The following is an 8,223-nucleotide window of genomic DNA, read 5'->3' on the forward strand; positions in this document are numbered from 1 at the left end:
CAATCTTGAAGGGATTAGTGAGAGTAGTGGGATAAAAGGGTGCTTAAAAACTATTGCATTGTCGCAATGTCAATCAGTAGGGTCAACTGGGATTAATGAGTTTAATGGAATAAAAGGGTTATCAAAAACTATTGCATTTTCACAATTGAGTGCTCAGTGAGTCAGCTAAACTTGTAGGGTGGGCAAAAAGCGATGCAGCGCGGTCTTGGGGAGGCAGTGCGGTCTTGGGGGAGACCCCCAAGACCGCACTGGCGTGGTTTCCCCCACTCGCGCTTTGCATCAAGACACCGTTTGGTTATGGGTGAGTATTCTTGATCATATAAATTTGCCCACCCTACTTTAATTGGTATTTTTTTTACTGCTCAATCAGCCCATGAGGCAGACGGCTCCACTCATTCCACGATCCATCATAATTTCTTACTTTGGGATAGCCGAGTAAATACTTCAAGACGAACCAAGTGTACCCAGAGCGTGCACCAATCGCGCAATAAGGAAAAATTTCTTTGTCAGCTGTAACACCTCGGCTGCTGTAAAGACCATGTAACTCTTCTACTGACTTAAATGTACCGTCCTCATTCAAGGTATGAGTATACTCAAGATGCACCGCACCTGGAATATGCCCTCCACGTTCAGCTCCTTCTGGCGGCTTGATCATAAATATCTCACCAGAATACTCTTGAGGAGTCCGCACATCTAGCACCACACAATCCGTTTTCTCTAAAGATGCTTGCACCTCTGCCTGGAAAACTCGTAAGTCAGGATTGGGAGAGGTTGCTTGATAAGAGGTGGGCGGAAAGTTTGACAAGTCTGATGTTACTGGACGACCTTCTGCCACCCATTTCTGATGACCACCGTTAAGGACATACACTTTTTGATGTCCAAAGAGCTTCAGAAACCAGAAAATAAAAGCTCCTGTGCCTGGGTAACTACCATAGGCAATGACGGTCGTTTCTTGGGAAATTCCTGAGCGCGACAACAGTTTCTCAATCCCAGTGGGGTCTAAATTCATTCCAAAGTCGGGCATGGAGAGATCAGTGGGGAAATGCCAGAAAATAGCCCCCGGAATATGAGTATCTTTGTAAGATTCTGGACTCATATCAACTTCAACCACACGCACCATCGGATCTTCGAGATGATCCATCAGCCATTGTGTATTGACCAAAACTTCAGGGTGAGCGTATTGAGACATCGGTTTTCTCCTAATATTGACGCTAAAGCTAATATTAGGGAAGGCAGTTTAGCTTGCCCAGTACCCGATCGAGTACACTTTTGGTCATCACGGTCATGACGAGTTCGTTGCAGTTTTTATTTAAAGCCATTCATCAGGTCAAGGATGAAGCAGACTTGCGATCGCGCATTGTCCCAAAAATTGGTGAGCATTTTGTGGCAAAGCGATGGGGCATTTTTTTCTTCGATCAATTGCCTCCAGTTAATCAAAAGCTTAAGGAATCCCTAAAAATCGCCCTATCTATCGACCATAACCCTGTTTTACGCTATGTGGTTGAGCATCACGCTCCTACCCATGAATCATTCGTAACATCACCCAAGGTTTGGGCCTTGATTTGTCCTCGGCCAGATCATTGGCATGTGATGGCAGGACCAATCATCAGCAGTGGTCAATTAGTAGGTGCCCTAGGCTGCACTCGTGAACGGTCAATGCCTGCTTTCAATACACAGAATCTAGCGGATATGAGTGCAGTCTGTTTGCATTTGTCTGTTTGGGCTACAACCGTGCGCTCCCAGCACCAATCTTTCAAAAGCGCACGCTTAACGCCTCGTGAATTGCAAATTGCCGAATTAGTTGCATTGGGACGCACTAACGCAGAAATTGGGACTGAACTTTGGATTACAGAGAATGCCGTGAAGCAAGCTCTCAAGCGAATGTTTCGCAAGCTGAAAGTTTCATCCCGTGCTGAGATGGTTGCACAACTTTGGGTTAAAAAAGCTTACTTATCAAATCAAGCACTATCTCGATTTGACTCGATGCCCAACACCCAACGATAAGCTTACCGCAGCAACTAAAGCTTGTAGGGTGGGCAAGACACCGTTTGGTTATGGGTGAGTATTCTAGATAATATAAATTTGCCCACCCTACTTTAATTGGTATTTTTTTTACACTGTTCTGGTGATCCGCTGTTCCGGTGATCCGCTGTTCCCTGTTCCGTTCCTTTGCTTGCATATTAGTTATTAAAATCGTTGATAACAAAATTCATTGCCGACGTCTTAATTAGTTAGCGGTTTTATAAAAAATCTCTCGCCTTAAGGTTAAGAACAAAATGAAAAAGTTAATTTTAGGTTAATTTTAGGTAAACTTAACAAACTCTTTATACACTAGTCAGATAAAATTACACTAAACATTTACATAAAGTTCAAAAACAACTGTTAACCAAACCTTATAATTAAATTTATATAAATACAATCAAAATTTAACCTGGAAATGAAACCCTTACTAAGGGAGTTCAGCTAGTTTCAATCATCACGTAAACCTATGCCAATCCTGTTGAAGGTTGGTAAAAATTGCGTATTAGGTTATAGCTGTTCGTGTAGCGTGCGTGGCACAGGCTTCTAGCCTGTGAGGTAGCGCATTAGCTGACACAATAATTTGGCTAGTTTCTGTGCTTCTAACTCTCTAGATATCAAAACCCTAAATTCGAGAGTTTTAGTCTCATTGATTCCAGGATTTTATGAAATTAAAAGGATTTGCATCTTTACCAGCTGATACCTTTGCAGAAGGACCCCAGTCTGGTGCAGACAATGGCAACGGTGAACCGATTTCTGCCAATGGTCGCACCGGTCCGTTTGATGGACAACCTGTTCAAGGCTTTAGTGGTGTTCAGTTTGCTCCTAGTGGGGGTGGCTCTTTTTGGTTCCTATCAGATAACGGTTTTGGAGCCCAAGAGAATAGTGCTGATTACCTGCTCAGACTCTATCAAGTTAACCCTGATTTCAAGGGTGCAGAGGATGGAGATGGTAGTGTAGAGATTGAAGGCTTTGTTCAACTGTCTGACCCGGATGGCAAAATTCCTTTCAAGATTGTTAACGAAGACAGTAGCGGACGCTTTCTGACCGGGGCAGATTTTGATATCGAGTCTTTTGTGATTGATGCTAAGGGCGATATCTGGATTGGTGACGAATTCGGTCCGTTTCTACTTCACTTCAATAGCACTGGTAAACTGCTCGAAGCCCCTATTTCCACTCCCAATATCCCCGGAAATACCACAGGGGAATTTGTGCGATCGCCTCAAAACCCAGATTTAAAGTTCAATAGCCTCAATGGTGAGCCTCCTCTAGTCATTGCACACCGTGGTGCTAGCGGTGAGCGTCCAGAGCATACCTTAGAAGCTTACGCTCTTGCGATTGAACAAGGGGCTGATTTCATTGAGCCTGACCTAGTCATCACCAAAGACGGTGTCTTGATTGCTCGTCACGAACCGTTGCTAGATGATACCACTAACGTAGCTGAAGTATTTGGTGAAGACCGCAAGTCCACCAAACTTCTGGATGGTGAAGAAATTACTGGTTACTTTGCTGAAGATTTCACCTTAGCAGAAATCAAGCAACTGCTTGCTGTTCAACCTCTTGACTTCCGTAGCGATGAGTTCGATGGTCAGTTTGAAATTCCCACCTTCAAAGAGGTTATCGAACTAGTCCAGCAGGTAGAAGCGGAAACTGGTAAAAAAATCGGTATCTATCCTGAAACCAAGCATCCTACATTCTTCGATGACCAAGGCTTGTCTCTAGAAGAGCCTTTAATCGCAACCCTACAAGAAACTGGTTTCACCGACCTCATTGGTCTAGCCGATGGTTTGACCTTTGGTCAGTTATCCATTGAACAAGATTCGCAAAACGCTCGCATTAGTTTGGACAATGAACTATTAGCAACCTTTGCGACTGATACTCCTCTAACAGAGGCTGATTTCACAATTATCTAATCCGTTGTAAAACCGGGAAATCCTTTAATTCCCCGGTTTTTATTATTTGGTCATAGCTTGATGACTGAGGTGCTCGAACTTTAGGTATAAAAATAATTAATATGTCTAATCTTGACGTTCGATTTTCTAGCTTTAACGCTTCTTTAAATCGCTCCAATCAAGGAGATTTAATTCAATATTTATCTACTTATGATAATAACCAAGCCAAGGCAGTAGCTGAAATTATTCAGCGTAGCTCACCTGATGTATTGCTAATCAATGAATTTGATTTCGATGAGAATGGAGAAGCTGCCAAACTTTTCCAAGATAACTATCTTTCAGTTAGTCAGAATGGTGCGACAGCGATTGACTTTCCCTATGTTTATCTCGCACCTTCTAACACCGGAATTCCCTCTGGATTTGACTTAGATAATAACGGGCAAGTTGGCGGGGGGAATGATGCGTTTGGCTTCGGCTTCTTTCCAGGACAGTTTGGGATGGTGCTATTCTCCAAACACCCAATTGATACAGAGAATATACGCACCTTTCAAAACTTCCTCTGGAAAAATATGCCAGATGCCTTGCTTCCTGTAGATCCAGTTACTGGGGAATCCTGGTACTCTGAGGAAGAATTAGCTGTATTCCGCCTATCTTCCAAGAGTCACTGGGATATTCCCATTAATATCAACGGTGAAACGGTTCACGTTCTGGCTAGCCATCCTACTCCTCCAGTGTTTGATGGGGCAGAAGACCGCAATGGTACCCGTAATCATGATGAGATTCGGTTCTGGTCAGATTATATCACTCCCGGGGCTGGGGATTACATTTATGATGACCAAGGAAACTTCGGTGGTCTGTTGGCAAGCGATCGCTTCGTGATCATGGGAGACCAAAATGCTGACCCCTTTGATGGGGATAGTACTGATAATGCCATCCTGCAAATTCTGGATAACCCGTTAGTGAACACCTCTGTTACACCCTCCAGTGAAGGAGGGGTGGATGCTAGCAACCGCCAGGGATTGAATAACCTGACTCATGGAGGTAATCCAGCCTTTGACACCGCTGACTTTGCTGAGGAAAACTTTGGTGGTCCTGGCAACCTGCGGGTGGATTATGTGTTGCCTTCTCAAAATCTCCCTATCACTGACGCAACTGTTTTCTGGCCGAAAAGTGATGACCCTGCCTTTGAGCTAGTGGGTGATTTCCCCTTTCCCAGTTCTGATCACCGTTTATTATATGTTGATGTTGAGGTAGAGCCGACAGTGGTAGATAGTAACTCGAAAGTTGTCACTGGTATTAACTTTCTCGGAGAGGTTAGTTTTAATACTGGATTGCAGTTGGAGAATACAGAAGTTGGTGGTATCTCTGGTTTAGCCTACGATCCAGCTAATGGTGTTTACTATGGTCTGTCTGATGACCGCAGCCAAAATGCTCCCGCTCGTTTCTATACTATTGATATTGATTTAAGTGATGGTAGTCTAGACAACGGTGATGTCGGGTTTACAGGTGTCACTACTTTACGGAATGCTAGCGGTGATCCTTTCCCAGAACGGGGTATTGATCCAGAAGGCATTGCCTTTACTAGTGCTGGCACCTTGTTTATCTCCTCTGAAGGGGATGCTAACAATCTTCTTAATCCCTTCGTCAATGAATTCTCTCTAGGAGGACAACAGTTCAATCAGCTGACGGTACCGGATAAGTTCTTACCTACCTCAGATGGAACAAAGGGCATTCGTAACAATCTTGCCTTTGAAAGTCTGACCATTACCCCAGATAACCGCTTCCTGTATACTGCAGTCGAGAATGCTCTGATTCAAGATGGCTCGGCTTCGACACTAGAAGATCAAAGCCCTGTTCGGATTCTACAGTATGATTTACAAACTGGGGCACCGGCTCAAGAATTCCTCTACTTCACTGACACCATTCCTAATCAGTCTGACCCTCCTGGTAGTTTTGCGGATAATGGTTTAGTAGAATTACTAGCGCTAGATAATACTGGGACATTACTGGCTCTAGAGCGTTCTTTTGCCGTTGGTGTCGGTAATAATCTCAGGCTATATGAAGTCCAGCTCCAAGGCGCTACAGATATCAGTGATGTTGATAACCTATTGAGGGACCCCACTGACCCAGATAGTAAACTGTTAGAGGTTGAGCAAGTCGCTGAGAAACGGTTACTGTTGGATTTCGATGACTTAGGCATTCGTCTGGACAATAGTGAAGCGATCGCATTTGGTCCAACCTTACCTGATGGCAGACAATCCCTAATTGTTGCTAGCGATAACAATTTCAATGACAACCAAATTACCCAATTCCTAGCATTTGGGTTAGACCTCGATACTATTCAATCCCCGACAGCAATAGTAGAAACCACTTCCGAGATTAACGGTACTCAAGGGGATGACCAGTTGATTGGAACTGTTGATGCTGATCTGATCAATGGCTTTGATGGAAATGATACCATTGCTGGGGGATTGGGTAATGATATCCTATTTGGTGGCAATGGCGATGATATCCTGCGCGGAGATAGCAATAGCAAGTCAGCAGGTGGTAAGGCTGGTGGTGATGATATTATCTATGGTGGTTCAGGAAGCGATCGCATTGGCGGGAAATCTGGTAATGACTTCCTCTATGGTGGCCGAGGAGATGATCAACTCTGGGGTGATGCTGGGGATGATTTATTAACTGGTGGTCTGGGTAATGATACTCTGACTGGAGATAACTTTTCTAATGGTAGTGGCAGTGATACCTTTGTCCTAGAGATTGGGGAAGGTACTGACACGATTACAGACTTCGAGCTGGGCACTGACTTCATTGGTTTAGGCAATGGTTTGGGCTTTGGTGAAGTGTCTATCACCTCCGATAGTAATAATTCTCTAATCAATGTTGGAGATGAAACCCTAGCAGTAGTGTTAGGAATAACAACCCTTGCTGAAAGCGATTTCGTTATCTTATAGCAATTCTCAAATTAGGGATTAGGGGAGATTTGTATTAAGGGTAATTATCGAGACATTATAATAATTACCTCTCCTGACTTACCTGTTCCCTGCTCCCTTATCAAACTAGTGAATGAATCATAGACAACGTGGAATAGCTAGAATTTATTTTTAAACAATCATCATAATAATAATTATAAATTTAAATTAATATGAATCAAATAGTCTGAATTTATCCTCCTAAATTTTAGAGGGTTTAATTGAAGGTTAATATCTTAGGATTAGGATAGTGCATCTCAGTGTATTATGCAAAGCGCGAGTGCGGGAAACTTCCGGTTTCCTTGCTGCATCGTTTTCAGGTGCGACCCGTGGTGAATTTAATTCTTAATCGGAATTAGTAAGGGGAGGAGGTAGTGTGAAGAGCTTCGCCCCAGAGGGTAAGACCCTACACCTACCCGATTGTGAATTCAAGCCTAAATCGGTAGCTACTCATGTAAATTTAAAATAAACCTGAGGTAACAAACAGGCCAAATTCTGTAAGATTCTGTAAAGGTTACTAGAGCAGACTCTTTTATAGTATAGTTTTATTTAAACCCAAAAAGCTATTGAGTCAAGTAACCTATGGCTCAAATAGTCTGACCGATAGGATCGACTTAGAGGTTAAAGCTACCCACATACCTTTGGTCATTTATGAAAACGGTGCTTAGCCAGCGGGCATCTATAGCCCAGTTGCTTAGATCAAAGACAAATGATTTGGATTTAGTTTGCTAATCGGAGAGTATCAAATCCAAGACAGTAAAATTCAATAAAACCTTAAGTCGCTGTTGCTGAACTAGTGATTTTAATGACATCAGCGATGCAGCGCGGTCTTGGGGAGGCAGTGAGGTCTTGGGGGTTCCCCCACTCGCTATTGCATCAAGACAGGAAAAGGGTAAAATCTACTTGATAATGAATCGAACATCGGCTTAGGTAGACTACCTTGACCTCCATACAAAGGTTATGGGTAACTAGATAAATAAAGTCCGTCTTGATGTGGCTAGATTATCAAGTTAAATGCTCATACCCGAAGCGATTCAAGGTGATAACTATGATCATGCTAGTCATCAGGCTAGTATGAGTGGGTAATTCCATTAGCTGTTTTTTTTTGAATTGGTTCAGACTCAATGGAAGGTTCATTGTTCCGTTCGCGAACGAAGAGCAAATTGAGCAAATAGCTTAGCCGATAACCTTCACGCACAGCACAGATTGCTTGGTTTTATCTTGCTGTTATCTTCTTATTATCATGATTTGCGTTATTCAGCCATCGCCACACTATCTCAAGGTTCTAGCAGGGGGACAAGGGAGTTTGTAACGTAGACATGGCTTGATCCCTAGCTCGC

At 43.2% G+C, this 8,223-nt stretch carries 4 protein-coding genes and 1 pseudogene; 4 read left to right on the forward strand and 1 reads right to left on the reverse strand.

Annotated elements, in window-relative coordinates; genetic code table 11:
- The first annotated feature begins 192 nt into the window (after positions 1 to 192).
- Positions 193 to 315 (forward strand): hypothetical protein, encoded by a 123-nt coding sequence (locus BJP37_RS43575; protein WP_269087006.1) that lies wholly within the window; start codon positions 193 to 195, stop codon positions 313 to 315.
- Between the two features lie 40 nt (positions 316 to 355).
- On the opposite strand, the gene BJP37_RS14930 is transcribed toward BJP37_RS43575, so the two are convergent.
- On the reverse strand, positions 356 to 1,189 hold the full coding sequence (locus BJP37_RS14930; RefSeq protein ID WP_075899898.1) for a sulfurtransferase: 834 nt from the start codon (positions 1,187 to 1,189) through the stop codon (positions 356 to 358).
- 95 nt (positions 1,190 to 1,284) lie between these two features.
- On the opposite strand from BJP37_RS14930, the gene BJP37_RS14935 reads away from it, so the two are divergent.
- From BJP37_RS14935 to BJP37_RS14945, 3 genes and pseudogenes are all read left to right on the forward strand, one after another.
- On the forward strand, positions 1,285 to 2,004 hold the full coding sequence (locus BJP37_RS14935) for a LuxR C-terminal-related transcriptional regulator (RefSeq protein ID WP_075899900.1): 720 nt from the start codon (positions 1,285 to 1,287) through the stop codon (positions 2,002 to 2,004).
- 683 nt (positions 2,005 to 2,687) lie between these two features.
- A pseudogene (locus BJP37_RS14940) lies at positions 2,688 to 3,785 on the forward strand (glycerophosphodiester phosphodiesterase family protein); the annotation flags it as partial.
- A 248-nt stretch (positions 3,786 to 4,033) separates the two neighbouring features.
- Entirely contained in the window at positions 4,034 to 6,865 is a 2,832-nt protein-coding gene (locus BJP37_RS14945) for an esterase-like activity of phytase family protein (RefSeq protein WP_075899902.1), read from the forward strand.
- Positions 6,866 to 8,223: the final 1,358 nt, after the last annotated feature.

This window comes from Moorena bouillonii PNG, from assembly GCF_001942495.1.
Taxonomy (GTDB): Bacteria; Cyanobacteriota; Cyanobacteriia; order Cyanobacteriales; family Coleofasciculaceae; genus Moorena; species Moorena bouillonii.

What these genes read in the sequence shown, in the direction of transcription:
- BJP37_RS43575 (WP_269087006.1), top strand. Translation starts at nt 193, where the DNA reads ATGCAGCGCGGTCTTGGGGAGGCAGTGCGGTCTTGGGGGAGACCCCCA.
- BJP37_RS14930 (WP_075899898.1), bottom strand. Translation starts at nt 1,189, where the DNA reads ATGTCTCAATACGCTCACCCTGAAGTTTTGGTCAATACACAATGGCTG.
- BJP37_RS14935 (WP_075899900.1), top strand. Translation starts at nt 1,285, where the DNA reads ATGACGAGTTCGTTGCAGTTTTTATTTAAAGCCATTCATCAGGTCAAG.
- BJP37_RS14945 (WP_075899902.1), top strand. Translation starts at nt 4,034, where the DNA reads ATGTCTAATCTTGACGTTCGATTTTCTAGCTTTAACGCTTCTTTAAAT.